30 protein-coding genes are annotated in these 25149 nt (G+C 74.3%); 12 read left to right on the top strand and 18 right to left on the bottom strand.

The window, feature by feature from the left end:
• Positions 1-11: 11 nt before the first annotated feature.
• Entirely contained in the window at positions 12-749 is a 738-nt protein-coding gene (locus VGB14_18400) for an acyl-ACP thioesterase domain-containing protein (protein HEX9994903.1), read from the bottom strand.
• Positions 750-865: 116 nt separating this feature from the next.
• Here VGB14_18400 and VGB14_18395 point away from each other — a divergent pair, with 116 nt between their 5' ends.
• The 5 genes from VGB14_18395 (at position 866) to VGB14_18375 (ending at position 3954) form a co-directional block, all read left to right on the top strand.
• The gene (locus tag VGB14_18395; protein HEX9994902.1) at positions 866-1042 is read left to right on the top strand and encodes a hypothetical protein; all 177 of its coding nucleotides are present in this window, start codon (positions 866-868) and stop codon (positions 1040-1042) included.
• 98 nt (positions 1043-1140) lie between these two features.
• Positions 1141-1500, top strand: a complete 360-nt coding sequence (locus tag VGB14_18390; GenBank protein ID HEX9994901.1) for a WhiB family transcriptional regulator — start codon at positions 1141-1143, stop codon at positions 1498-1500.
• Between the two features lie 81 nt (positions 1501-1581).
• A complete protein-coding gene (locus VGB14_18385; protein ID HEX9994900.1) occupies positions 1582-2439 on the top strand; it encodes a cytochrome c biogenesis protein CcdA in 858 nt (285 codons plus the stop codon).
• 10 nt (positions 2440-2449) lie between these two features.
• Complete coding sequence (locus VGB14_18380) at positions 2450-3013, top strand: poly-gamma-glutamate hydrolase family protein (GenBank protein ID HEX9994899.1); 564 nt, start codon at positions 2450-2452, stop codon at positions 3011-3013.
• A gap of 11 nt (positions 3014-3024) precedes the next feature.
• On the top strand, positions 3025-3954 hold the full coding sequence (locus VGB14_18375; GenBank protein ID HEX9994898.1) for an LLM class F420-dependent oxidoreductase: 930 nt from the start codon (positions 3025-3027) through the stop codon (positions 3952-3954).
• On the opposite strand, the gene pdxH is transcribed toward VGB14_18375, so the two are convergent.
• From pdxH to VGB14_18345, 6 genes are read right to left on the bottom strand one after another with little or no spacing between them, the layout of a single operon-like run.
• Complete coding sequence (pdxH, locus tag VGB14_18370; GenBank protein HEX9994897.1) at positions 3951-4598, bottom strand: pyridoxamine 5'-phosphate oxidase; 648 nt, start codon at positions 4596-4598, stop codon at positions 3951-3953. The two genes, VGB14_18375 and pdxH, sit on opposite strands and share 4 nt — an antisense overlap.
• A gap of 11 nt (positions 4599-4609) precedes the next feature.
• Positions 4610-5677 carry a radical SAM protein gene (locus VGB14_18365; GenBank protein ID HEX9994896.1) on the bottom strand — a complete coding sequence of 356 codons (1068 nt, stop codon included), beginning with the start codon at positions 5675-5677 and terminating at the stop codon, positions 4610-4612.
• A 38-nt stretch (positions 5678-5715) separates the two neighbouring features.
• Positions 5716-6687, bottom strand: coding sequence for an ABC transporter substrate-binding protein (locus VGB14_18360; protein HEX9994895.1), 972 nt, complete (start codon positions 6685-6687; stop codon positions 5716-5718).
• A gap of 12 nt (positions 6688-6699) precedes the next feature.
• Positions 6700-7437 carry an ABC transporter permease gene (locus VGB14_18355; GenBank protein ID HEX9994894.1) on the bottom strand — a complete coding sequence of 246 codons (738 nt, stop codon included), beginning with the start codon at positions 7435-7437 and terminating at the stop codon, positions 6700-6702.
• Positions 7434-8111, bottom strand: coding sequence for an ABC transporter permease (locus tag VGB14_18350; GenBank protein HEX9994893.1), 678 nt, complete (start codon positions 8109-8111; stop codon positions 7434-7436). The genes VGB14_18355 and VGB14_18350 overlap by 4 nt, the downstream gene beginning before the upstream one ends.
• On the bottom strand, positions 8108-9229 hold the full coding sequence (locus VGB14_18345) for an ABC transporter ATP-binding protein (protein ID HEX9994892.1): 1122 nt from the start codon (positions 9227-9229) through the stop codon (positions 8108-8110). Before VGB14_18345 ends, VGB14_18350 begins: the two co-directional genes overlap by 4 nt.
• Positions 9230-9397: 168 nt before the next feature.
• Between VGB14_18345 and VGB14_18340 the strand changes: the two genes are divergently transcribed.
• The 5 genes from VGB14_18340 to VGB14_18320 all read left to right on the top strand — a co-directional run bounded on the left by VGB14_18340 (position 9398) and on the right by VGB14_18320 (position 12052).
• Positions 9398-9925 (top strand): MauE/DoxX family redox-associated membrane protein, encoded by a 528-nt coding sequence (locus VGB14_18340; GenBank protein HEX9994891.1) that lies wholly within the window; start codon positions 9398-9400, stop codon positions 9923-9925.
• A 13-nt stretch (positions 9926-9938) separates the two neighbouring features.
• Positions 9939-10505 carry a thioredoxin family protein gene (locus VGB14_18335; GenBank protein HEX9994890.1) on the top strand — a complete coding sequence of 189 codons (567 nt, stop codon included), beginning with the start codon at positions 9939-9941 and terminating at the stop codon, positions 10503-10505.
• 14 nt (positions 10506-10519) lie between these two features.
• A complete protein-coding gene (locus VGB14_18330; protein HEX9994889.1) occupies positions 10520-10930 on the top strand; it encodes a hypothetical protein in 411 nt (136 codons plus the stop codon).
• Between the two features lie 92 nt (positions 10931-11022).
• A complete protein-coding gene (locus VGB14_18325) occupies positions 11023-11601 on the top strand; it encodes a hypothetical protein (GenBank protein HEX9994888.1) in 579 nt (192 codons plus the stop codon).
• A 10-nt stretch (positions 11602-11611) separates the two neighbouring features.
• Positions 11612-12052: a transcriptional repressor gene (locus tag VGB14_18320; protein HEX9994887.1), complete on the top strand. Its 441-nt coding sequence runs from the start codon at positions 11612-11614 to the stop codon at positions 12050-12052.
• A gap of 12 nt (positions 12053-12064) precedes the next feature.
• Here the strand turns inward: VGB14_18320 and VGB14_18315 are convergent, their stop codons facing one another.
• Entirely contained in the window at positions 12065-12616 is a 552-nt protein-coding gene (locus tag VGB14_18315) for a hemerythrin domain-containing protein (GenBank protein HEX9994886.1), read from the bottom strand.
• A gap of 37 nt (positions 12617-12653) precedes the next feature.
• Positions 12654-13943: a serine--tRNA ligase gene (gene serS, locus VGB14_18310; protein ID HEX9994885.1), complete on the bottom strand. Its 1290-nt coding sequence runs from the start codon at positions 13941-13943 to the stop codon at positions 12654-12656.
• Between the two features lie 56 nt (positions 13944-13999).
• On the opposite strand from serS, the gene VGB14_18305 reads away from it, so the two are divergent.
• Both VGB14_18305 and VGB14_18300 read left to right on the top strand, forming a co-directional pair.
• Positions 14000-14902 (top strand): ABC transporter ATP-binding protein, encoded by a 903-nt coding sequence (locus VGB14_18305; protein HEX9994884.1) that lies wholly within the window; start codon positions 14000-14002, stop codon positions 14900-14902.
• A 73-nt stretch (positions 14903-14975) separates the two neighbouring features.
• The gene (locus tag VGB14_18300) at positions 14976-15680 is read left to right on the top strand and encodes an ABC transporter permease (GenBank protein ID HEX9994883.1); all 705 of its coding nucleotides are present in this window, start codon (positions 14976-14978) and stop codon (positions 15678-15680) included.
• On the opposite strand, the gene VGB14_18295 is transcribed toward VGB14_18300, so the two are convergent.
• The 9 genes from VGB14_18295 to VGB14_18255 form a co-directional block, all read right to left on the bottom strand.
• Positions 15661-16572: a cytochrome c oxidase assembly protein gene (locus VGB14_18295; protein HEX9994882.1), complete on the bottom strand. Its 912-nt coding sequence runs from the start codon at positions 16570-16572 to the stop codon at positions 15661-15663. The two genes, VGB14_18300 and VGB14_18295, sit on opposite strands and share 20 nt — an antisense overlap.
• A gap of 4 nt (positions 16573-16576) precedes the next feature.
• Complete coding sequence (locus VGB14_18290; GenBank protein HEX9994881.1) at positions 16577-16933, bottom strand: cytochrome C oxidase subunit IV family protein; 357 nt, start codon at positions 16931-16933, stop codon at positions 16577-16579.
• Between the two features lie 7 nt (positions 16934-16940).
• Entirely contained in the window at positions 16941-17621 is a 681-nt protein-coding gene (locus tag VGB14_18285) for a heme-copper oxidase subunit III (GenBank protein ID HEX9994880.1), read from the bottom strand.
• Positions 17614-19587: a cytochrome c oxidase subunit I gene (gene ctaD / locus VGB14_18280; GenBank protein ID HEX9994879.1), complete on the bottom strand. Its 1974-nt coding sequence runs from the start codon at positions 19585-19587 to the stop codon at positions 17614-17616. The genes VGB14_18285 and ctaD overlap by 8 nt, the downstream gene beginning before the upstream one ends.
• 4 nt (positions 19588-19591) lie before the next feature.
• Positions 19592-20728 (bottom strand): cytochrome c oxidase subunit II, encoded by a 1137-nt coding sequence (gene coxB, locus VGB14_18275; GenBank protein HEX9994878.1) that lies wholly within the window; start codon positions 20726-20728, stop codon positions 19592-19594.
• Between the two features lie 83 nt (positions 20729-20811).
• The gene (locus VGB14_18270) at positions 20812-21732 is read right to left on the bottom strand and encodes a hypothetical protein (GenBank protein ID HEX9994877.1); all 921 of its coding nucleotides are present in this window, start codon (positions 21730-21732) and stop codon (positions 20812-20814) included.
• A gap of 6 nt (positions 21733-21738) precedes the next feature.
• Positions 21739-22323: a cytochrome c oxidase subunit 3 gene (locus VGB14_18265; protein ID HEX9994876.1), complete on the bottom strand. Its 585-nt coding sequence runs from the start codon at positions 22321-22323 to the stop codon at positions 21739-21741.
• The gene (locus tag VGB14_18260; GenBank protein ID HEX9994875.1) at positions 22323-23948 is read right to left on the bottom strand and encodes a cbb3-type cytochrome c oxidase subunit I; all 1626 of its coding nucleotides are present in this window, start codon (positions 23946-23948) and stop codon (positions 22323-22325) included. The genes VGB14_18265 and VGB14_18260 overlap by 1 nt, the downstream gene beginning before the upstream one ends.
• A 46-nt stretch (positions 23949-23994) precedes the next feature.
• Complete coding sequence (locus VGB14_18255; protein HEX9994874.1) at positions 23995-24918, bottom strand: heme o synthase; 924 nt, start codon at positions 24916-24918, stop codon at positions 23995-23997.
• Positions 24919-25149: the final 231 nt, after the last annotated feature.

Raw genomic sequence — 25149 nt, 5'->3', positions numbered from 1 at the left:
GCCGCGTCCACCTAGGAGGCCGGCGTGATCCGGGCGCTCGCCCGCGGCCGGCCGTTCACGAGCACCCACAGCACGAACCGCTCGTCGTCGTCGTCGCTCACCGCCACCGACACCTCGTCGCCGCCGAGCATGGCCGACCGGTGCTCCATCTCGGCCACGAACGGCGCCCGCAGGGCCCGCTGCCGGGCGGCCAGCTCCTCCTCGACCACGGCCCAGTACGCGGCGTTGTTCACGTGGCGGAGGACGTCGAGGTCGACGGCCCGGAGCGGCCACGGCTCCGTCGGCAGGTCGGGCGGCGGCTTCGGGTGCACGAGCCGGGACGACACCTCCCGGCCGCGGGCCGCCTCGCCGTAGACCTCGAGGAACCGGGGCGGCAGCAGCGCCGGCAGGCCGTCGGCGTCCACGTGCACCCACAGCGTCGAGGTCTCCACCGCCACGCCGTGCTCGCCCCGCACCGACACCCGGCGCTCGGCCCACCGGCTGCCGAGGCCCGAGCACCACGTGGTCATCTCGATCGCCTCGGCGAACACCGGCCAGCACTGGACGGCGATCACCGTGCGCCGCACGATCCACGTGCCGTCGTCGGACACGCCAGCGTCGCGCGTGTCGTCCGAGGACACGTCCTGGAGGTAGCGGGCCAGCGCGTCGAGGCGGAGCCGCTGGCCGGGGGTGGCGTCCCCCAGGCGGACGCGGCGCTCGGTCGTGAACGTGCGGCCGCTCGGTGGCCGCGGCACCAGGTCCGGTCCCACGGGTCGGACGCTATGCGGAAAATCGGTTGACGCCGGACGGGGCGCCGTGGTCGGATGCTCGGCACGACCTTCCGGGTCCCGTGCCCGGCGACCAGACACAGGAGCACAGTGGAGTGATGCGGATCTGCACCGACCAGGCGAGGCACCAGGCCATCGCCGGCGGCGCGCGTCCGCGCCCGCTGCCGGTCGCCATGGGTTGCCAGCTCACGGGAGTGGTGTCGACCCCGCTCGGCATCGCCATCGCACCGTTCGGCACCGACCAGTCCCACCGGCCAAGGGAGCAGACCACCTAGCGCTCGGACACCAAACCGAGCGCAGGAAGCTCCGGAGGCCGTCGGGACAACCCGACGGCCTTCTTGCTTTTTCGCCAATCGACCCGGGAGGGGGATCCGTGTTCGCACCGCTGTACGACGAGTACGAGGACCACGAGGACCAGCACGAGGCGCCGGCCGCGTGGCGCGAGCAGGCCCGCTGCCGGGACGGGGCGGCCACCCTGACCGCGCTGTTCTTCTCCGAGGAGCTCCACGACATCGCCAGGGCCAAGGCCGTGTGCTCGAAGTGCACGGTCAGGGAGCCGTGCCTGGCCGGCGCGCTCGCCCGCCGGGAGCCGTGGGGCGTGTGGGGCGGCGAGCTCGTCCTGAACGGCAAGGTCCTGGCCCAGAAGCGGCGCCGGGGCCGACCACCCAAGCACCCGAGACCCGAGCTCGTGGTCGACGAGGTGCCCATCCCGCCCCACCTGCGCACCGCGTAGGCCGGGCGGGCGCCGCGAGGCAGCTCCCGGGCACGGGGACGGTACCGTCGTCCCCGTGCCCGGGACCGACGAGACCCGCCGGTGAGCGAGTCCGTCGCCTTCGCGTTCACGGCCGGGCTGGTCGCCACCGTCAACCCGTGCGGGTTCGCCATGCTGCCGGCCTACCTGTCGTACTTCCTCGGCCTCGAGGGGGCGAGGGGCGGGCGCGACGCCAGGGCCAGCGTGGCGAGGGCGCTCGCCGTCGGCGGCGTCGTGTCGAGCGGGTTCCTCGTCGTCTTCGCCGTCGCCGGCACCCTGATCAGCGCCGGCATCCGCTCCTTCGTCGAGTGGGTGCCGTGGGTGGCCCTCGCCATCGGCGCCGGCCTCGTCGTGCTCGGCGTCGCCGTCCTCCGCGGCTACCGGCTGGCCCCCGCGCTGCCCAAGCTGGAGCGGGGCGGGCGGGGCCGGGGCGCCGGCTCCCTGTTCGTGTTCGGCGTGTCCTACGCGCTCGCCTCGCTGTCGTGCGCGCTGCCGGTGTTCCTCGTGGTCGCCGGCACCGTCAGCCGGGTCGACCTGCTCGCCGGCATCGTCTCGTTCCTGGCCTACGGCCTCGGCATGAGCCTCGTGCTCGTGACCCTCACCGTCGCCATCGCCCTCGCCCGCCAGTCGCTCGTCGGGGCGCTGCGGGCGGCCATGCGCCACGTCGACCGGGTCGCCGGCGTGATGCTGATCGTGGCCGGCGCCTACATCGCCTACTACTGGGCGAGCGACCTCGGTCGCGATCCGGGCGACCGCACCCCCGGCGTCGTCGGCGTGGTCTACGACTGGTCCTCGTCGGCGGCCTCGTGGGTCGACCGCACCGGCGGCACCCGCGTGGGCCTCGGCCTCGCCGCCCTCGTCGGCCTGGCCGTCGTGTTCGTGCTCAGCCGCCCGACCAGCCGGGGCGCGAGCGGAGGCTGAGCGCACCCCGATGGGCGCGTTCGCCGACCTCCTCGCCTCGCCGGGGGTCGAGGAGCTGGTGGAGGTGCGGTCCCGCTTCGGCTTCCTCGCCTTCCACGGCGGCTCGCTCGAGGAGGGCACCGACCGGGTGGCCGCCGACGCCGCCGGGCGGGCCGGCGCCTCCCTGTACGCGGTGATCCAGCCGCCCGACCTCCGCTGGCACGTGCCGTCGGCCGTCGTCGGCGCCGACGCCTCGCCGGGCCTGCGGCGGTTCCTCGCCCACGTCGAGGTGGCGGTCGCCCTCCACGGCTACGGCCGCCGCGACCTGCGGGCCTGCCTGCTGCTCGGCGGCCGCCACCGGGCCCTGGCCGCCCACCTCGCCGCCCACCTGCGGGCCGCCCTGCCCGCCTACCGGGTGGTCGACGACCTCGACGCCATCCCCGCCGAGCTGCGGGGCCAGCACCCCGACAACCCGGTCAACCTGGCCATGGGCGGCGGCGTGCAGGTCGAGCTGCCGCTGCGGGCCAGGCGGGGCGCCGACGCCGACGCGCTGGCCGGCGCCCTGGCCGCGGCCGCCCGTTCCTGGGCCGGTTAGGTTCGCCGGCCATGGACCTCCGGGTGTTCACCGAGCCCCAGCAGGGCGCGAGCTACGACGAGCTGCTGGCCGTCGCGCTGGCCGCCGAGGACGCCGGCTTCGACGCCTTCTTCCGCTCGGACCACTACCTGCGCATGGGGCAGGGCGACGGGCTGCCGGGCCCGACCGACGCCTGGGTCACCCTCGCCGGCCTGGCGAGGGACACCCGCCGGGTGCGCCTCGGCACCCTGGTCACGTCGGCCACCTTCCGCCACCCCGGGCCCCTCGCCATCGCCGTCGCCCAGGTCGACGCCATGAGCGGCGGGCGGGTGGAGCTCGGCCTCGGGGCCGGCTGGTTCGACGACGAGCACACCGCCTACGGCATCCCGTTCCCGCCCCTCGGCGAGCGCTTCGAGCGGCTGGAGGAGCAGCTGGCCATCGTCACCGGGCTGTGGTCGACCCCGGAGGGCGAGCGGTTCTCCTTCGACGGCCGCCACCACCGCCTCGACGGCTCGCCGGCGCTGCCCAAGCCCGTGCAGCGGCCCCGCCCGCCGGTCATCGTCGGCGGCGGCGGCCCCCGGCGCACCCCCCGCCTGGCCGCCCGCTTCGCCGACGAGTTCAACCTGCCGTTCGGGTCGCTCGACGACTTCGCCGCCGCCCGCCGGCGGGTGGGCGAGGCCTGCGAGGCGATCGACCGGGACCCGGCGACGATGCGGTGGTCGGCCGCGCTGGCCGTGTGCTGTGGCGCCGACGAGGGCGAGGTCGAGCGGCGGGCGGCCACCATCGGCCGGGAGCCGGCCGAGCTGCGCGAGCACGCCGTCGCCGGCACCCCCGACGAGTGCCGGGCGACCCTCGGCCGCTGGGCCGAGGCCGGCGCCGACCGCCTGTACCTCCAGGTCCTCGACGTCCGGGACCTCGACCACGTCGCCCTGCTCGGCGCCGAGCTGGTCGGGCGGGTCTAGGGCGACAGGCGGTCCACCGCCCAACCGCCGCCGTCCCCGGCGCCGTCGCGCCGGTAGCGGAAGCGGTCGTGGAGCCGGCTCGGGCGGCCCTGCCAGAACTCGATCGTCACGGGGACGACCCGGAAGCCGCCCCAGTGGGGCGGGCGGGGCACGGCGCCGCCGGCGAAGCGGGCCTCGGCCTCGGCGTAGCGCCGGTCGAGCACGTCCCGGTCGGGGATGACCGTGCTCTGGGCGGACGCCCACGCGCCGAGCTGGCTCGTGCGGGGCCGGCTGGCGAAGTAGGCGTCGGACGCCTCGGGGGCCAGGCGCTCGGCGTCGCCGACCACGGTGACCTGGCGGGCCAGCGCGTACCAGGGGAACACCAGGGCGGCCCTCGGGTTGGCGGTCAGCTCCCGCCCCTTGCGGCTCTCGTAGTTCGTGAAGAACACGAACGCGCCGTCCTCCACCCCCTTCAGCAGGACCAGGCGGGCCGACGGGCGGCCGTCGGCGTCGGCCGTCGCCACCGTCATCGCGTTCGGCTCGTGGAGCCCGCACTCGACCACCGCCTCGAACCACCGCCCGAACTGGCGGAACGGGTCGGGGTCGAGGTCGTCGCGCTCCAGCCCGACCCGCCGGTACTCCTCGCGCAGCGCGGCGATGTCCATGCCGCCCGAACCTAGAGGCCGAGGGCGAGCTGGGACGGCGGCGGGCCGGCCGGCGGGGTCGACCGAGCGGCCGGGGCGGCCGGGGCGGCCGGCGCCGTCTCCCGGCTGCGCAGCGGCGAGGCCGCCCGCCCGCCGGCCCGCTCGACGAGCCGGCCGAACCGCTCGGCCAGCCGGCGCTGGTCGGCCTTCGGCGCGTACGAGCGGGGGTACAGCGCCTGGTAGCGCTCGACCAGGTCGGGATGGGCGCCCCCGAGCCAGGCGAGGTAGGGCTCGCGCACGCCCGGCCGGAGGTGCAGGAGCAGGGTGGAGATCGAGCGGGCGCCGGCCGCGACGCAGGCGTCGACCACGGCGGCCAGCTGGTCGGTCCGGTCCGACAGCCCGGGCAGCACCGGCGCGACCAGCACCCCGCACGGCACCCCGGCCTCGTTCAGCCGGGCCACGGCCTCGACCCGGCGGGCCGGGTGCGGGGTGCCCGGCTCGGTCTCCCGCCACACCGCCTCGTCGAGGGTGCCGATCGACAGGTTGACCCTCACCAGCCCCCGCCGCGCCGCCTCGGCCAGCACGTCGAGGTCGCGCAGCACGAGGGTGCCCTTGGTGAGCAGCGAGAACGGGTTGCCCACCCTCGTCAGCTCCTCGACCACCCCCCTCGTCAGCCGGTACAGCCCCTCGCACCGCTGGTAGGGGTCGGTGTTGGTGCCCATGGCGATGTGGTGGCCGGGCCAGCGCCGCGGGTCGAGCTCGGCCCGCAGGCGCTCGACGGCGTTGACCTTGACGACGATGCGGCGCTCGAAGTCCTCCCCCGTGTCGAGGCCGAGGTAGGCGTGGGTGGGCCGGGCGAAGCAGTAGGTGCAGGCGTGGCTGCACCCCCGGTAGACGTTGACCGTCCACTCGAACGGCATCCGGGACGCGCCCGGCACCCGGTTCACCAGCGACCGGGCGTGCACGTGGAGGAACTCCATCCCCCGGAACTGGCCGGTGCCGGGCCGCCGCTCGACCACCCGGTCGAACAGCTCGCCCTGGCCGGCCGGGTCGTCGGCCAGGGACCAGCGCAGCTGGGTGGGGGGCGGGCCGTCGGCCACGTCCCCCACCCTAGCCGAACATCAGTTCGACGGCGACCTCAGTCGCCGAGGTGCTCGGAGATCCAGTCCGACGCGATGTCGGCGGCCTCCTCCTTGTCGATGTCGAAGCGCCGGTTGAGCTCGGTGAGGTCCTCGGTGGTCAGCTCGGCGCTCACCGAGTTGACGAGCTCCTCGAGGTCGGCGCCGTAGGCGTCGGCCACCTCGGTGGTGACGACCGGGGTGATGTTGTCGGCGGCCAACATCTGCTGGTCGTCCTCGAGCAGCACCCAGCCCTTGTCGGCGATGATCCCGTTGGTCGAGAAGATCACGCCCACGTCGATCTCGCCGGCCTCGAGGGCCTCGGGGACGAGCCCGGCCTCGAGCCCCTGGAAGCTGCCGCTCAGGTCGACGTCGTAGACCCGCTCGAGCCCGGGGATGCAGAACGGGTTGGTCTCGCAGTCCTGGGGCCCGCCGAGGACGAGGTCCTCGTGGTCCTGGAGGTCGGACAGGGTCGTCAGCCCCTCGCCCTCGCTCGTTTCCTGGGTGACGACGAAGCCGTTGGTGTCGATGGCCTCGGCCGGCTCGAAGGCGACCAGGTCCATCCCGTCCAGGCGCTCCTGGAGGAGGCCGACCGTCTCCTGCGCGTCGCCGGTCGCCTCGCCCGCGTTCTCGTTCAGGAACTCGAGCATCGACGCCGCGTACTCGACGGCCATGTTGATGTCGCCGCCCTCGAAGGCGCTGAGCTCGATGTCCCGGAAGCCGCCGAGGTCCTGGATGTCGACCTCGTAGCCGGCGTCGGACAGCACCTGGGAGTAGATCTCGGCGAGGATGGCGCTCTCGCCGAAGTCCTGGGCGCCGATCGTGATGGCCGGGCCCTCGGGCGGCGCCCCGCCCTCGTCGTCGCCGGCGGCGCTCGTGGACGAGCCCTCCTCGCCGCCGACCTCGGAGTCGTCGTTGTCGCCGCCGCACGCCGCCCCCAGCAGAGCGAGCACGGCGAGGAGGGCGACGAGCAGTCGGAATCGTCGGGTCATGCGGGTCCTTTCTCAGGTGGACGTCGGGTCGAGTTCCGGGGTGATGGTCACGTCGTGCACCCGGCCGGTGGCCGCGCCGCGGCGGGCCCACGGGGTCAGGCGGCGCTCGAGGACGCCGAAGACGAGCTCGGCGAGGATGGCGAGGATGGCCACGAGCAGGGCGCCGGTGAGGAGCTTGCCGTCGTCGTTCTGGGCGACCCCGCCGATGATCAGGTCGCCGAGGCCCCGGAAGGCGACGAGCGCGCTGAGGGTGGCGGTGGCGATGACCTGCACGGTGGCCACCCGCACGCCGGTGATGATCAGCGGGAGGGCGTTGGGCACCTCGACCGACAGCAGCACGTCCCTCGCCGTCATGCCCATGCCCCTCGACGCCTCGACCACGCCGGCGTCGACGTCGCGCACCCCGGCGTAGGTGTTGGTGAACATGGGCGGCACGGCGAGGAGCACGAGGGCGACGAACGTCGGCCAGAACCCGAGCCCGAACCCGTAGGCGAGCGACAGCGGGAACAGCAGGGCGATGACGGCGAAGGACGGGATGGCCCGGCCGAGGTTCACGACGGTGGACGCCACCACCCCGCCCCGCCGCACGTGCCCGAGCACCATCCCGGCCGGCACGGCCATCACGCCGGCCACGGCCACGGCGCCGAGCGACAGCCGGAGGTGGTCGTACATCCCCCTGGCGATGCCCCTGACCCCCCACCAGTGGTCGGCCGTCGTCAGGTACGACCACAGCTCGCCGGTGGCGCTCACCGCACCCCCCGCCTGGCCCAGGGCGTGACGGCCCGCTCGAGGAGGAGCAGGGCGACGTCGAAGGCCACGGCCATGGCCACCGACAGCACGGTGCCGACCACGACCGGCGTGCTGTAGGTGCGGGACAGGCCGCTCGCGATCAGCGCGCCGTAGCCGCCGAGGCCGACGAGGAAGGTCACGGTGACGAGCCCGATGGTCGTCACCGTCGCGATGCGCAGGCCGGCGACGATGGCCGGGGTGGCCAGGCGGAGGTCGACGGAGACGAACCGCCGCCACGGCCGGTAGCCCATGCCGTCGGCCGCCTCCTTCACGGCCGCCGGCACGCCGTCGACCCCGGCCACGATGTTGCGCACCAGGATCAGCAGGGTGTAGCCGACCAGCCCGATCTCGGCCGTCAGGGTCCCGAGGTGGGTGTACGGGATCAGGAAGCCGAACAGGGCCAGGCTCGGGATCGTGTAGAGGATCCCGGTCCCCCAGGTGAGCGGGGCGTAGGTCCACCGGAAGCGCAGGGCCACGGCGGCGAGCACGAGCGAGATGGCGAAGCCGACGCCCACGGCGATCCCGGTGAGCTGGAGGTGCTCGGTGGTGCGCCGCCACAGCTCGTCGGTGTTGCGGTCGAACCAGCCCCAGTAGACGAACGAGTCGGGCGTGTTCTCGGCGAAGACGCGGATCACGTCGCCATCCGGTCGCTGATCCTGGCGATGTCGAGCATCCCGAGGTAGCGGTCGTCGTCGCCGAGCACGACCGCCACCCGGGTGCGGGACTGCACGATCTGGTCGAGGGCCTGGCGCAGCGCGGTGTCGGGGCGGACGGACGCGGCGAAGCGCTGGCGCGGCGCGTCCCCCACCCGGCCCTGCCCGTCGAGGTCGGCCTCGGCCACCCAGCCGAGCAGCCGCCCGCCGTCGCTGACCCCGACCCAGTCGACCCGGTGGTCCCGCATGACCGCTCGGGCCTGGCCGGGCTCCGCGCCGGCGGCCACGACCGGGCCGGTGTCGAGCTCCACGTCCGACACCTTCAGCAGGGCCATGCGCTTCAGCCCGCGCTCCCGGCCGAGGAACCGCTCGACGAACTCGTTGGCCGGCGCCCGCAGCAGCTCCTCGGGGGTGCCGTACTGCTCCAGCACGCCGCCGACGTTCAGGATCGCGATGCGGTCGGCCAGCTTGATGGCCTCGTCGATGTCGTGGGTGACGAGCACGATCGTCTTGCGCACCCGCTGCTGGAGCGCGAGCAGCTCGTCCTGGAGCCGCTCGCGGACGATCGGGTCGACCGCGCTGTACGGCTCGTCCATGAGGAGCACGGGCGGGTCGGCGGCGAGCGCCCGCGCCACCCCCACCCGCTGCTGCTGGCCGCCGGACAGCTCGGTGGGGTAGCGCCCGAGCAGGTCGCGGTCGAGGCCGACGAGGTCGACCAGCTCGTCGACCCGGTGCCGCGCCCGCTCCTTGTCCCAGCCGAGCAGGCGGGGGACGGTGGCGATGTTGGCGGCGATGGTCTTGTGGGGGAACAGCCCGATCTGCTGGATCACGTAGCCGATGCGCCGGCGCAGCTCGTGGGCCGGCCGGCTCCGCACGTCGACCCCCTCGACCTCGATGGTGCCCGACGTCGGCTCCACCAGCCGGTTGATCATCTTCAACGTCGTGGTCTTGCCACAGCCCGACGGGCCGACGAAGGCCACGAGGGCCCCCGTCGGGACGTCGAGGGTGAGCTGGTCGACGGCGGGCGACGCCGCGCCGGGGAACGTCTTGGTGACGTGGTCCAGCCGGATCGTCGCGTCGCCGCCCTGCGATGCGGTCATGCGCTCAGGGCCCCGCCCGGCGCTCGCTCGTCAGTTGCACGGTGCCTCCCCGCGGTTGGCCGCGGCCCCGACGCCCGTCGGATGCGCTCGTCGCACCCTGGGTCTTGCCCGGCGGCAGGGTAGCCCCCGCCCCCTGGCCCGCCAACTCCTGTAGCAGGATGTTCACCAATGTTGCGGGCGGCAGGGGTGGCTGCACTGGCCGTGGCCTTCGCGTACGCGGCGGCCACCAAGTTCTTCGACCGGGAGCGCTTCGTCGCCGTCCTGCGGGCCGGCGGCCTCGGCGCGGTCGCGGCCGCGGCCGGCGCGGCGGTCCCCGCCGTCGAGGTCCTTGCCGCCGCCGGGCTGGTCGTCGGCACCCGGGCCAGCCAGCGGGTCGCCCTCGTCGCCGTCCTCGCCCTGCTCGCCGCCTTCTCCGCCTGGCTGGTCAGCCTGCACCGGCGGCGGCTGAAGGTGCCGTGCCGCTGCTTCGGCAGCGACGCCGGGACCCGCCTCGGGCCGGCGCTGGCCCGCAACGCGGCGATGGCCGCGGTGGCGGCCGCCTGCCTCCCCGGCGACGCCGGCGACCTCCCGGTCGAGCCGAGCGGGTCGGCGCTGCTGTTCGTCACCGGGGCCGTCCTCGCCCTGTGGGGCACGTATGGTGTCGTCCTCGCCTGGCCGGCGCTGCTCAAGCGGCTGCCGGACGAGGCGACCGCCTGAGGAGGGGGGCAGGGTGTTCTGGGCGTCCTACGTGGTGCTCTGGGTCGTCGTCGTCGTGCAGGGCGTCGCCCTGCTGCTCGTGCTCCGCCACTTCGGGCTGGCGGCCATCGGCACGGCCGCCGGCCACTCCCGCGACGGGCTCGGGCTCGGCAGCCGGGCCCCGGCCCTCGACGGCATGGACCGCGACGGGCGCCGCACGGCGTGGGCGGCCGACGGCACCGACGCCGTCCTCTACTTCGCCGCCCCTGGCTGCGAGCCGTGCGAGGCCATGGCCCCGCTCGTGAACGACCTCGCCCGCCGGGGCCGGGACCGGCAGCTCGAGGTCGTGGTCGTCGCCGAGGGAGGGCCGATCGAGAACGAGCACGTGAGCGGGCTGTTCCCGAGCGCCACCACCGTCGTCAGCGAGGCCCACGACCTGTTCGACCGGTTCCTCGTCCGCGTCACCCCGTTCGCCTTCCTGGTCCACGACGGCGAGGTGGCGGCCAAGGGCGTGTGCTCGTCGCCCGAGGGCCTCGCCCACCTGCTGGAGTCCGGCGGGCGGGCCGACCTCGCGGCTACCCTCACGCCCCGCACGACCTAGCGCCAGGGGGAGACATGGCCGACCTCGACTCGGTCGGCGAGCGCCTCGCACGAGGCATCGACCGCCGCCACTTCCTGCGCAGGGCCGCCGAGACGGGGTTCCTCGCGGCCACGTCCTGGGCGGCGATGACCGGGCGGTCGGGCGCCACCGGCAGCTGCCCGAACCCGGAGCAGGCCTGCTATTGCTTCCCGCCCGGGATCGGCTACTGCGACCCGCAGAACCAGTGCAAGGGCTGGCGGTGCCGCCCGCCGTGCACGTACAACTACCGGTACTACCCGGACGCCTGCTGGTGCACGAAGGAGTGCCCGAACTTCGACGGGTCGTCGCGGGGCTGGTACAAGTGCTGCGACTGCTACTGCGGCGCCAACGAGTGCGGCTGCCGCAAGTACGTCCGGACCTGCTCGGGCCCGCCCGGGTCCTGCTGAGCGGCTGAGCGCCGTTGGGCGCCCTGCTCACGGTCACGATCCTCGCCGCCGGCGCCGCGCTGGTCACCGCCCACGCGCCCTGAATCACCAACATGGGCATGGCCGCCCTGGCCCTCCGTGCGAGGACCCTCCCCCTCTCGACCGGCGCCGCCGTCGGCCTGCTCGTGGCCGGCGGTGCCGTCGGCGGCGCGCTGCTCGGCGCCGCCCTCGGCCTCGCCGGCTGGGCCGTCGGCCTCGACGACCACCCGGCCGCCGTGCTCGCCGTGGCCGCCACGGCGGTGCTCGTCCTCACCGTGCGCGACCCCGGCCGGCGCTACGGCCTGAACCGCCAGGTCGGCCGCCGGCTCGGGATGGCCGGCGACGTGCGGGGCTACTTCTTCCTCTCCGGCGTCCAGCTCGGCGCCGGCGTGGTCACCCTCGTGCCCTACTCGGCGTTCCTGCTCCTCGCCGCCGGCCTGCTCGTCGCCGGGCCGGCGGCGGCGGTCGCCGCCGGCGCCCTGTACGGGGCGGCCCGCCTGGCGCTCGCCGCCGAGGTGCTCAGGGGCGGCGACCCGGGCGACCCCGGCCGGGCCATGGACGTGTTCTCGGGGCGGGCCGGTGCCGCCCGCCGGCTCAACCTGGTGATGGTCGCGCTCGCCGCGGCGGCCGCCTGGCTGGCCGTCGCCATCTAGCCTGGCGCCCATGCCGCAGGCGGGGCCGGCCCTCGACGACCTCCTCGAGCGGGTGCGCGGCGGCGGCGGCCGCGTCACCCGGGCGCGCCGCGCCGTGCTGGAGGCGTTCCTCGCCGGCGGCGACCACCACCTCACCGCCGAGGAGGTGGCGGCGAGGGTCCGCTCCCGCCACCCCGAGATCCACCTGTCGACCGTCTACCGCAGCCTCGACGTGTTCGAGGCGGCCGGCGTGGTCGTCCACGTCCACCTCGGGCACGGACCGTCCGTGTACCACCTGACCGCCGAGCTGCACCACCACGCGGTGTGCGACCGGTGCGGCGCCGTCGTCGAGCTGCCCCTCGACGTCCTCGACGACCTCGCCGCCCGCCTGCGGGCCGAGCACGGCTTCGAGGTCACCGGCCACCACTTCGCCATCGTCGGCCGGTGCGGGGCCTGCGCCGGCGGGCTGTGAGCGGCGGCCGGCTCAGTCCCGGCCGGTGAGCTTGTCCCGCACCTTGTCGACGGGCGCGGCGACGGCGCCGGCCACGACGTTGCCGGGCGGCGTGTTCGGGGCGTGGGGGTGGGGCCGGGTCGGGGCCTTGTCCCTCGCCTCCACGTAGGCCCGCCCGAGCTCGACCATCCGCTCGTCGCCGACCGCGGCGCGGAGGGCCGGCAGCAGCTCGGCCTCCTCCCGGTTGGCGTGGAGGCGGACCTCCTCCATCACCGTCGTCAGCGACGACGCCACGTTCTCGTCGTCGGGCTTGCCCCCGTCCACGCGGTTCAGCGCGTCCTTGACCACCTGGTGCTCGTCGATGGCGTGGTCGGCCAGCAGGTCGCCCCCCTCGGCGGCCCGCAGGGCGGGGTACACCACCTGCTCCTCGGCGACCGCGTGCCGGGAGAGCGCCTTGACGAGCTCCTGGACGACCTCCTTGCGGTCGCCGGCGTCCGCGTCGAGCCGGTCGAACAGCGCCTCGACGGCCCGGTGGTCGGCGGCGATCAGCTCGGCGAGGTCGGTTCCGGTTGCGTCCGTGTCCACGCCCTCCGTCTTCCCCCCGGATGGGCGGTTCAGAACGTCAGCGGGCCGGGATCGAGGTGGCGCCGCGCAGGTACGGGTGGAGGACCTCGGGGAGGGCGACCGACCCGTCCGGCTGGTGGTTGGTCTCGACCAGGGCGGCCCACACCCGGGGGACGGCCAGCGCCGAGCCGTTCAGGGTGTGGGCCACGACCGGGCTGCCGCCGCCGGCCGGCCGGTAGCGGATGTTCGCCCGCCTCGCCTGGTAGTCGGAGAACCACGACACCGACGACACCTCGAGCCACTGGCCGCACCCGGGGGCGTAGACCTCGATGTCGATCGAGCGGTGGTGGGTCTGGCCGAGGTCGCCCGTGCAGATGTCGACCAGGCGGTAGGCGAGGCCGAGGGCGGCGATCGTGGACTCGGCCCTGGCCAGCAGCTCGTCGAGCAGGGTCGGCCCCTGCTCGGGGGTGCCGAGGGCCAGGATCTCGACCTTGTCGAACTCGTGGGACCGCAGCAGGCCCCGCGTGTCCTTGCCGGCCGAGCCCGCCTCCCGGCGGTAGCACGGCGTGTAGGCCATCAGCCGGACCGGCAGCTGGTCCTCGCGGAGGATCTCGTCGCGGGCGAGCGAGGTGAGCGGGACCTCGGCCGTCGGGATGGCCCACAGGTCGTCCCGCTCGACGTGGTAGGCGTCGTCGGCGAACTTCGGCAGCTGGCCCGACGCCGTGAGGGTGGCCGAGCTGACGAGGTGGGGCGGGCGGACCTCCTCGAAGGCGTCGGCGTTGCGGTCGAGGGCGAGCTGGCAGAGGGCCCGGTTCAGGGTGGCGCCGAGGCCGCGGTACATCACGAACATCGACCCCGAGATCTTGGCCGCCCGCTCGAGGTCGAGCAGGCCGAGGCGGGCGGCGATCTCCCAGTGGGGCACCCGCTGGTGCTCGCCGTAGGCGTCGGGGTCGTGGCCGACGGTGCGGAGGACGACGTTGTCGGCCTCGCCCCCGCCGTCGGGCGCCTCCGGCGCCGGCGTGTTCGGGATGCGCAGCAGCAGGTCCCGCAGCTCGCGGTCGAGGGCGTCGACCTCCCGGTCCCGCTCGGTCACCCGGTCCCCGACCCCGGCGCTCTCCGCCGCCCGCCGCTCGGCCTCCTCGACGGCCCCCTCGCGGCGGAGGCGGCCCACCTCCTGGGAGATGGCCTTCACCTCGGCCCGCAGGGCGTCGCGCTCGGCCACCGCCTCGCGGCGCCGGCGGTCCAGGTCGAGCACCCGGTCGACGTCCGCGTCGCTGCCGTCGTGCCGGCGGGCCAGCGCCTTCCTGACCTCGTCGGGGTCGTTGCGGATGCGGCGGACGTCGAGCACCGGGCAACGGTACCCGCCCCCGTCGGGGCCGCCGCCGGCCGGTACGGTGACCCGCCATGCCGGCCGTCGAGGTCGCCGACCTGACCGTCCGCTACGGCGACGTCGTCGCCGTCGACGGCCTGTCGTTCACCGCCGAGGCCGGGCAGGTGCTGGCCCTGCTCGGGCCGAACGGCGCCGGCAAGACGACGACGGTCGAGACCCTCGAGGGGTACCGGCGGCCGACCTCGGGGACGGTGCGGGTCGACGGGCTCGACCCCGTGCGGGACCACGCCGCGCTCACCCGGCGGATCGGCGTGATGCTCCAGCGGGGCGGGGTGCAGCCCGGCATCCGGGCCGCCGAGGCCGTGCGCCTGTTCGCCGCCTACCACGACGACCCCGAGGACCCGGACGCGCTGCTCGAGCGGGTCGGGCTGGCCGGCCGGGCCAGGGCGACCTGGCGCCAGCTGTCGGGTGGCGAGCAGCAGCGGCTGTCCCTCGCCCTCGCCCTCGTGGGGCGGCCGAGGGTGGCGTTCCTCGACGAGCCGACGGCCGGGGTCGACGTGGCCGGCCGCCAGGTCGTGCGCCAGGTCGTGCGGGACCTGCGGGACCGGGGGGTGTGCGTGGTGCTGACCACCCACGAGCTCGACGACGCCGAGCGGCTGGCCGACCGGGTGGTGATCGTGGACCGGGGGCGGCTGGTGGCCGACGGCCGGCCGGCCGACCTCCGGGCCGGCGGCGACGAGTGGCGGTTCGGCGCCGCGCCCGGCCTCGACGTCGGCGCCCTGGCCGGCGTGCTCGGCGCGCCCGTGCGGGAGGCGACCCCCGGCGAGTACGTGGTGGCGGCGGCGCCGACCCCGGCCGCCGTCGCCGCCCTCACCGCCTGGCTGGCCGAGCGGGACCTGCCCATCGCCGACCTCCGGGCCGGCCGCCAGCGCCTGGAGGACGTGTTCCTCCGCCTCACCGGCGGTGGCGGCGGGTGAGGCCGCCCGGCGGAGCAAGCCGGGGCCGCGTCGGCGGGGGCGGCCGGTGAGGGGGCTCCTGGCGCATGCCCGCATGGAGGTGGTGCTGACCCTGCGGCGCGGGGAGTCACTGCTGCTGACCCTCGGCATCCCGGTCGTGCTGCTCGCCTTCTTCTCGCTTGTCGACGTGCTGCCCACCGACGCCGTCGTCGACGACCCCGTCGACTTCCTCGCCCCCGGCGTGCTCGCCCTGGCCGTGATGTCGACGGCGATGGTGAGCGTGGCCATCGCCACCGGGTTCGAGCGCCAGTACGGCGTGCTCAAGCGGCTGGGGTCCACCCCGCTCGGGCGCCCGGCGCTCCTCGCCGCCAAGACGGCGGCCGTCCTCGCCGTCGAGGCCGTGCAGGTCGCCGTCCTCGTCCCCGTCGCCCTCGCCCTCGGCTGGGACGCCGACGCCTCCGGGGTCGCGACGGCCGTCGCCGCCGTCCTCCTCGCCACCGTGGCCTTCGCCGGCCTCGGGCTCCTGATGGCCGGCGCTCTCCGGGCCGAGGTCACGCTGGCCGCCGCGAACGGCCTCTACCTCGTGCTGCTCCTCCTCGGCGGCATGGTCGTGCCGCTCGCCGAGCTGCCGGGCGGCCTCAGGGCCGTGGCCAGGGCGCTGCCCGCGGCGGCGCTGTCCGACGTGCTCCAGGCGGCGATCGGCGCCGCCGGCCGGGTGCCGGGCCGGGCCTGGCTGGTCCTGGCCGCCTGGGCGGTGCTCGCGCCGGTGGCGGCGGCCGTCAGCTTCCGTTGGGAGTAGTGGGGCGGGGCGCGGGGCCGAGCCGGTCGAGCTCCGCCTTCACCTCCTCCCAGGTGAGCACGTCGCGCTCGGAGAGGGGCACGCCGGCCTTGTCGGCCTCGTAGTGGCGGGCCGCCCAGCGGAAGAACAGCATCGTGATCAGGGTCCAGAGGTAGGCGCCGCCGCCCAGCTTCATGATCAGCCCGGCCGCCTGCTGGTCGGACGCGACCGTGACGCCCCACAGCCGGTACGGCGTGTCGTAGGCGCTGAACAGCACGCCGTCGGCGAAGGTCAGCCACGCCGCCGGGATGGTCGGGATGATCGACATCAGGAACAGGTAGACCATCTGGCCGGGCAGGGAGATCCGCAGCTCCGGGAAGGGGCCTGCCACCGGCACCCACATGAGCAGAGCGGCGGTGACGAGCACCACGTGGGCGCCGTAGTGGACCGGGCCCGACGACACCGACAGGTTCACGAAGGCCGGCCAGTGGCTGACGGCGACGAGCAGGTTGAACACCAGCCCGGCCACGACCGGCCTGGCCAGCCGCCTGACCCAGCGCCACGCCCTGCCGTCGCCGACGACCAGGCGGGCCAGCCACTCGGGGGTGGCGAGGAGGACCATGGGCGGCAGCACGAACGTCAGCAGCAGGTGCTGGACCATGTGGACGCTGTAGAGGTACTCCTCGGCCACGTCGTGCATCGGCCAGTCGGCCGCCACCTCGAGCACGACGAGGGCGCCCGCGAACCAGGCCACCTGGCCCGTCGTCACCGCCCGGCGGCCCCGGGGGACGGCCCGCCGGCCGATGGCCCGCACGGCGTACCAGTAGCCGGCGGCCAGGGCGGCCACCAGCAGCCACACCTCGGGGTGCGGCTGCCACCGCCAGAAGTCGGCGGTGGCGGCGACGGCGAGCACGGGGCTACCCGAAGAACCGGAACGTCGAGAGGGCGGCGAGGTACACGCCGACGGCGAGGAACAGCCCAGAGACGAACACCCGCCGGAACAGGCTGCTGTCGAAGCGCAGGTGCATGAAGAACGCCACCACCATGGCGAACTTGATGACCATGAGGACGAAGAGCACGGGCAGGGCGACGTCGCCGAAGTCCACGAAGTAGGTGCTGACCTCGAGCGCGGTGACGAAGGCGAGGATCAGCGCGACGACGATGTAGAAGCCGTCGCTCGGGTGGGCGGACTCGTGGGCCTCGAGGGACTCGGCGATGGTCTCGTCGACGGCCTCGGCGACCTCGGGGTCGGTCTTCGGTCGGGTGTCGCTCATGCCCGGCTCACGTGGGGATCAGGTAGACGAGGGTGAAGATCACGATCCACACGACGTCGACGAAGTGCCAGTAGAGGCCGACGATCTCGACGGTCTCGGCCCGCTCCTGGGGCAGCCGGCCCCGCATGGACATCGTGAACAGGGACATCAGCATGATGATCCCGACCGTGACGTGCACGCCGTGGAACCCGGTGAGCGTGAAGAACGCCGAGCCGAAGATGTTGGTCGTGAACCCGAGGCCCTCGCGGACGAAGGTCGTGAACTCGTAGACCTGGCCGGAGATGAACGTGGCGCCGAGCAGCGCCGTCGTCAGCAGCCAGGTGCGGGTGCGCCGGTGGTCGCCCCGCTGGATGGCCGCCAGGGCCAGCACCATCGTCAGCGAGCTCATCAGCAGGACGAACGAGCTCACCGACGTGAACGGGATGTCGAACACGTCCCGGGGGCCGGGCCCCTGGCCGGGCTGGATCCGGTTCCGGTACAGCAGGTAGGTCGAGATCAGCCCGCCGAACAGCAGGCACTCGGACCCGAGGAACATCCACATGCCGAGCTTCTCGTTGGAGAGCCCGGTGCTCGTGTGGTGGTGGCCGACGCTCTCGCCGTGGACGCCGGGGACGGCCATCGTCCCGACCCCCTCGGCCGTCGCCTCGGCCGGCGTCGCCGGCGCGCCGGTCACGGTCGTGTCAGCCAACGGGGACGGCCTCCTCGTGCGGGTGGCCGGGCTCGGACTCGTGGCCCTCCTCGTCGACCGACGGCTCCAGGCCCCATCCGTAGAGGGCGGAGATCACCGCCACCACCCCGGGGATGACCAGCCACAGGTTGAAGATGAGCCCCCAGGCGATGAGGGGGAGGCCGAAGGCCAGCACGATCGGCCAGTACGACGGCGACGGCAGGTGCACGCCGGTGGCCGTGCCCGTCTGGGCCAGGGCGTCGGCGTCGGGCACGCGGCGGACCCGGCCGGTCTCGTCGGCGCGGTACTTCTGGTCCCACCAGGGGTCGAAGTGCTCGACGACCGGCAGCTCGTCGAAGTTGTGCTCGGGCGGCGGCGACGGGATCGACCACTCGAGGCTCCTGGCGTCCCACGGGTCCGGCCCAGGGGCCGGCGCCAGCCCGGCGTGGGCCTTGCGGCGGCTGGTGAACACGTTGGTGAGGAACACGAGGACGCCGAAGGCGATCGTGAACGCCCCGATGGTCGACACCATGTTCCAGAAGTTGAAGCCGTAGCCGTCCGGATAGGTCGACTGGCGGCGGAGCATGCCCTGGAGCCCGAGGATGTGCATGGGCCCGAACGTCATGTTGAACCCGACGAGGAACACCCAGAAGTGGACCTTGCCGAGCTTCTCCGACAGGCGGTAGCCGAACGCCTTGGGCCACCAGAAGTACATGCCGGCGAACAGGCCGAACAGGGCGCCGCCGAACAGCACGTAGTGGAAGTGGGCGACGATGTAGTAGGTGTCGGTCTGCTGGGTGTCGGCGGGTGCGACCGCGTGGGTGACGCCGGACAGGCCGCCGATCGTGAACATGGCGACGAGGCCGACGGCGAACAGCATGGGCGTGGTGAACCGCAGGCGGCCGCCGTACATCGTGGCCATCCAGTTGAGGATCTTCACGCCCGTCGGCACGGCGATGAACATCGTCGACAGCGAGAAGGCGGCCACCGAGATCGGGCCGATGCCGGAGGCGAACATGTGGTGGGCCCAGACCCCCCAGCCCATGAAGCCGATGGCGATCCCGGAGAAGACCATGAACGGGTAGCCGAAGATGGGCTTGCGGGAGAACACCGGGATCACCTCGGACACGATGCCGAAGGCCGGGAGGATCAGGATGTAGACCTCCGGGTGCCCGAAGATCCAGAACAGGTGCTGCCAGAGCAGCGGGTCGGCGCCGGCCTCCACGTTGAAGAAGTTCGTGTCGAACAGCCGGTCGAACATGAGCAGGAACAGGGCCACCGTGATGACCGGGATGGCGAACAGCAGCAGCACCTGGGTCACGAGCGCCATCCAGGTGAACACCGGCATCTTCATGAGCGTCATGCCCGGCGCCCGCATGTTGAGGCAGGTGACGATCAGGTTGATGGCGCTCGTCAGGGAGGCGATGCCGGTGATCTGGAGGCCGAGCGCGTAGAAGTCCATGCCGTGCGACGGCGAGAAGATCACCGTCGTGTTCGGCGCGTAGGCGAACCACCCGCCGTCCGGCCCGCCGCCCATGAGCCAGCTCGACGCGGTGAAGAACAGGCCGCCGAACAGGAAGCACCAGAACCCGAACGCGTTCAGGCGGGGGAAGGCGACGTCGCGGGCGCCGATCTGGAGCGGCACGAGGAAGTTGGCGAACGCGGCGGCGAGCGGCATGACCACGAGGAAGATCATGGTGACGCCGTGCATGGTGAAGACCTCGTTGTAGAGGTCGGCCGAGAGGATGCGGCCGTCGGGCACGGCCATCTGGAGGCGGATCAGCAGGGCCTCGATGCCGCCGACCAGGAAGAAGAAGAAGGCGGCGACCCCGTACATGATGCCGATCTTCTTGTGGTCGACGGTCGTCACCCAGCTGCGCCAGCCGGTCTTCGGCCGCGGCCGGGCGAACACGCCGAGCGGCTGGTAGCCGACGCGGTCCTCGGGCGCCGCCTCGAGCTCGATGCGCGGTTGTTCGACGATGGCCATTCGGCTACTCCAGCGTCTGCAGGTAGGCGACGAGCTGGTCGATCTGCTGCTCGGTCAGCCCGAGGTTCGGCATCCCCCGGTTGCCCTCCGGGTACATCGGCTTGCGCCCCGGCGGGTCCCGGAGCCAGGCCTCGAGGGCCGCCCGGTCGAAGTTCCCGCCCTGGTAGTCCTCCAGGGTGAAGCCCTCACCGTGCTGCAAACTGACGTCGCGCAGGGTGAAGACGCCGCCGGCGAACACCGTGCGGCTCATGAGGTGGGTGAGGTTGGGCGCCACGCCGGCGACCTGCTGGGCCTCGCCGAGGGGCACCTCGTTGACGCCGTTGATCTGGTGGCACTGGATGCACAGCTGCTGGAACACCTCGAGCCCGGCCTGTGCGTCGGCGTCGCCCGGCTCGGCGGCGTCGGCCAGCTGGCCCTCGACCCAGGCGTCGAAGTCGTCGGGGGCGAGGGCGACCACCCGCAGCCGCATCAGCGAGTGGGAGAGGCCGCAGTACTCGCCGCACTGGCCGGCGTAGATGCCGGGCTCGTCGGCCTCGATCGTGAGCGGGTGCTCGCGGCCGGGCACGGCGTCGCGCTTGCCGTTCAGCGCCGGCGCCCAGAACGAGTGGATGACGTCGCGGGCCGTGATCCGGAGGTTGACCGGCTGGCCGGCCGGGATGACGAGCTCGTTGGCCGTGATGATGTCGCTCACGCCGTCGCCGGTCGTGTCGTACTGGTAGGCCCACCACCACTGCTGGCCGTAGACCTTGACCTCCATGGCCCCTTCGGGCTCGTCGGACAGGCGGAACAGGGTGGCGATGGTGCCGACGGCGACGCCGGCGAGGATCAGCGCCGGGAGGACCGTCCAGCCGATCTCCAGGCGGGTGTGGCCGTGGATCTGGTCGGGGACGACCGAGTCGTCGTCGTCCGGGCGGCGCCGGAAGCGGAAGGCGAGGTAGAGCACCCCGGCCTCGACGAACACGAACACGACGCCGGCGACGAGCAGCACGGGGTCGAGGAGCCGGTCGATCGAGCGGGCCTCGGGCCCCTTCGGGTTCAGCGTGTCGAGGGGGTGCTCGTCGCTGCCGCACGCGGCGAGGAGCACCACGAGCGCGAGGACGGCGACGACGAGGACGGTGCGGGCCCGACCAGGCCGGCGCATCGGCGCTCCTTCCTCCTGTTCCTCCTGCCGGGCGGCCACGGGCCCACCATGGCCCATGCCGCCGTCGGTCGACAAAACCGGGCTCAGTGGAGGACCACCACGGTGCCGGACGGCACGCCGAGCCCGCCCTCGTCCTCCTCGCCCGAGCCCTGGGGCTCGTCGCCCTGGTGGTCGCTCTCGTCGGCGTCGGTGCGGTCGCCGCCGGTGCCCTCGTCCTCGGGCTGGACCTCGCCGGCCCCGCCGTCGTCGGTGACCTCGCCCTCGTGGTGGTCGACCTCGTGCGGCCCGACGGCCGCCCCGACGATGCCGCCGACGGCCACGGCCAGCCCGCCCACCACGGCCAGGGCGGCGACCAGGTTGGCGCCCACGCGGGGGCGGACGGCGAGCAGGGAGGCGACGAGCAGGATCATCGAGGCGACGGCGATGGCGGCGACGGTGGCGCCGACGGCCGAGAGGGCGATGAACACCCGCGACACGCCGAGCACCAGCGCGCCGATGGCGAGCACGGCGATGGCCGGGATCTCGATCGGCATCATCACCCGGTTGCGGAGGGTGCGGTTGACCTCCGGGTCGCCGGTCGCCCGGTCGGCCCAGGCCTGGACCATCCACTCGATCAGGGTGATGGCCACCACGCCGACGCCGGCGAGGAACAGCGGGGCGCCGACCACCAGGCCGATGGCGGCGAGCAGCACGCCGAAGGCGCCGACGACCGGCCAGGCCGACGCGCCGGCCGGCGGGGTGGCCGGGGGCACCTCGACGCCGACGACCGCGGCCTGGGCCTCGGGGTCGGCGTCGCGGAAGGCGGCGACCACGCAGCCGAGGAAGCCGGCGAGGAGGGCCACCGACCCGAGGATCGTGTAGCCGAGCCGCTCCCCGACCCCGCCCTTGATGCCGGCCGACAGCACGCCGACGGGGTCGCCGCCGGTGGAGAGGCCGTACACCCAGGCGGCGACCAGCGCCGCCATCGCCAACCCGAACAGGAGCTTGGTACCGGTGGTGAGCATCCGCGCCTACTTGAGGATGTAGAGCGTGTACCAGGTGGCCAGGCCGACGGCGACCATGAAGTGCCAGAACATGGCGGCGGCGGCCACGCCCTCACGGTCCTTCCCCGAGAACTGGCCGCCGAGCACCCGGAAGGTCATGAGCGCCACGAACGCCATGGCCCCGGCCACGAGGGCGAGGTGGGCGCCCGACACCGCGTACAGCAGCACGCCGTAGGTGGTGCGGACGCTGGCGCCGATCTGGGTGTAGAGGAACGAGGTGCCGACCACGAACGCCGCGCCCAGCAGGAGCGTGAGCCCGAGGGCGACGTAGGCGTTGATCCGGTCGCGGTTGCCGATGGCGTACACGGCCCACTGGACGACCACCGAGGACATGACCAGGGTGGACGCGCCGACGTTGCCCGGCGTGAGGGGCACGGCCACGCCGTCGGGCAGCCAGTCCGCCGTGGTGCCGCCGGCCGCCGACCGATAGGCGAGGTACAGGCCGAGCAGGCCGGCGAACAGGGCGCCGCAGCCGACGATGGCGAGCGCGGTCGCGGTCATCAGCACCCGGGGCCGGGCCGGCGCGGGCGCGGGGGGCAGGGCGAGCGCCATCAGGCGACCTCGGGGGTGACGGGGGCGGCAGTACGGCGGTCGAGCACCGGCGTGGCCGACCCGACCTCGGGGACGTCGGCGAAGTTGCCGGGCGGGGGCGGCGACGTGGTCGCCCACTCGAGGGTGTGCCCCTCCCACGGGTCGTCCCCGGCGAGCGGGCCCCGGCGGCGACCGACCCGGACGGCCACGTCGACGAGCAGCACGGCGACGGCCAGCACGACGAGCGCGCCGCCCGCCGCCGACACGAGGTTCAGGGCCTCGACGCCGTCGCGCACCTCGCCGACGACCTGGCCGGCCGGCTGGTCGAGGGCGCCCGACACGAGGTCGGCGGCGGCGAGGAGCAGGGTGCCGACCAGCAGGAGCAGCGCCTCGACGGCGCCCAGCGCGGGCGACAGCAGCCGGCCCCACAGCTTCGGCAGCCAGTAGTGCAGGGCCCCGACGGCGGCCAGGCCGGCCCCGCCCATGAGGACGAGGTGGAGCGTGCCGAACTCCCAGGTGGTGCCCCGCAGCTCGAGGGCGTCGATGGCAGTGAGGGCGTCGGCGGCCGCGCCGGCCAGCAGCAGCAGGAGGGCGGCACCGCCGAGCACGAGCGGCACGGCCGGGCGGGGCCGGCCCCGGCGGGCCGTGTCGGCCCACGCGCCGACGAGCGCGAGGAGCGGCAGCAGCAGGACGAAGGACAGCTCGGACAGCTCGACCTGGTCGGCCGTGTCGACGGCGGAGAACGGCTGGGCGTAGGCGCCGAACCCGAGGGCCCCGACCACGGCGATCGCCGCCATGGCGACGTTGCGCCGGCGCTGGGCGAAGCGCGAGAAGACGGGGACGACCTCGCCGACCACCCCGAGGGCGGGGACGGCGTAGAGCCAGACGGTCGGCGTGGTGAAGGCCCAGGCGATCGGCCGCCCGACGCCGGCCGGCCCGCCGAGGAAGGCCTGGCCGTAGTGGAGGTCGAGCCAGGTGACGGCCAGGTTGGCCACGAACACCGGCAGCGCCAGCAGCCAGAGCACGGCGGACACGAGCATCGTCCACGAGAACATCGGCACCCTGGCGAGGGAGAGCCCCGGCGTGCGGAGCGTGAGCACCGTGGTGGCGACGCACACGGCGCCGAGCAGCAGCGACACGGTCACCATGCCGAGGGCGAGGACGAACAGCTCGACGGCGTTGGTGTCGCCCCCGCCCGGGCCGCCGTTGGCGAGGTAGCCGGCCACGAGCAGGCCGCTGCCGAGCAGCCACCCCCAGAAGGCGGCGGCGGCCGCCCGCGGGAAGGCGACCGTGGTCGCCCCCACCTGGAGGGGCACGACGGCGGTGGCGATCCCGACGAACAGCGGCAGGACGAACAGGAACACGGCGCTGACGGCGTGGAACGACGCCACCTGGGCCACGACGTCCTGGCCGAGGACCTGGAGGTCCGCCGTGTCGCCCCGCTCGATGCCGACGAGCTCGCCGGCGACGGCCGACGCCACGACGAGCAGGAGCGAGGTGACGACGTACGCGCTCCCGATGCGGGCGGAGGAACCGGTGCTCAACCACCCGGCGAGGCCGGGCAGGTCGCGCCGGGTGGTGGTCCGGATGGCCGTCGCCCCGGCGTCACCGGGGCCGGCCGCGGGTCTCGCGTCGGTCAGGGCCATAGGCGCCGGTGGACATTACCCACGGGGTACGACAGCGAGGAAAACCTCACCCGCGGAGCAGCTGGTCGACGGCCATGGCGCCGAACAGCAGGGTCACATAGGTGATGGACCACCCGAACAGGCGCATGGCCAGCTCGGGCTCCGGGTCCCTCGTGAGGGCCATGGCCATCGCCGTGAACACGCCGCCGAGCACGAGGGCGGCGGCCACGTAGAGGCCCCCGAGGTCGGCCACCGGGGCGGTCACGAGGGTCAGCGCCCAGAGGGCGACCGTGTAGCCGAGGATCCGGCGGGCCGTCGTGTGCAGGCTGGCGACCGACGGCAGCATCGGGACCGAGGCGACGGCGTAGTCCTCCCGGTACTTGATGGCGAGGGCCCAGAAGTGGGGCGGGGTCCACACGAAGATCACCGCGAACAGCGCGACGGGCGCCCACCCGAGCGAGCCGGTGACCGCCGCCCAGCCGACGAGCACGGGGACGGCGCCGGCCGCCCCGCCGATGACGATGTTGCTCGGCGACGACCGCTTCAGCCACAGCGTGTAGACGAACACGTAGAAGCAGCAGGCCGACACCGCGAGCACGGCCGCGAGCAGGTTCGCCTCGGTCCACAGCAGGAGGAAGGCGGCGACCTCGAGGCCGAGGGCGAACACGAGCGCGTCCCGGGGCCGGACGGCGCCGGTGACGAGCGGGCGGTTCCTCGTGCGGTGCATCAGCCGGTCGATGTCCCGGTCGACGACCATGTTGAAGGCGTTGGCGCCGCCGGCGGCGAGCGCCCCGCCGGCCATCGTCACGAGGACGAGCCCGGCCGGGGGCAGCCCCCGCTGGGCGACGACCATGGCGGGCACGGTGGTGACGAGGAGCAGCTCGATGATGCGGGGCTTGGTGAGCGCCACGTACGCGCCCAGCCGGTGCCGCAGGCGCGCGGCGGTGGTCGGGGCGGCAGGGGACGCGGCGACCGGCACGGTCGGGTGCATGTCGGCGGCGAGCCTACGTCCGGCCGCCGTCGGCGGACAAAGTCGCGGGACGGTGTGGCGCGGACGGCACCGTCCGCGCTCTCGAAGGGTGTGACGACCGGCGGAGGAGGCGGCGGGGTGGACCGGGAGGGGTTCGAGCGCTTCGTCGCCGACGTCGAGCCCCGGCTGCGCCGGGCCCTCGTCGCCCTGCGCGGCCCGGAACAGGGCCGGGAGGCGGTGGCCGAGGCCCTG

It is taken from the genome of Acidimicrobiales bacterium, from assembly GCA_036399815.1.
GTDB lineage: Bacteria > Actinomycetota > Acidimicrobiia > Acidimicrobiales > DASWMK01 > DASWMK01.
Note: the sequence above shows the minus strand (reverse complement) of the source record. Positions and strands in the feature narration are given on the sequence as shown.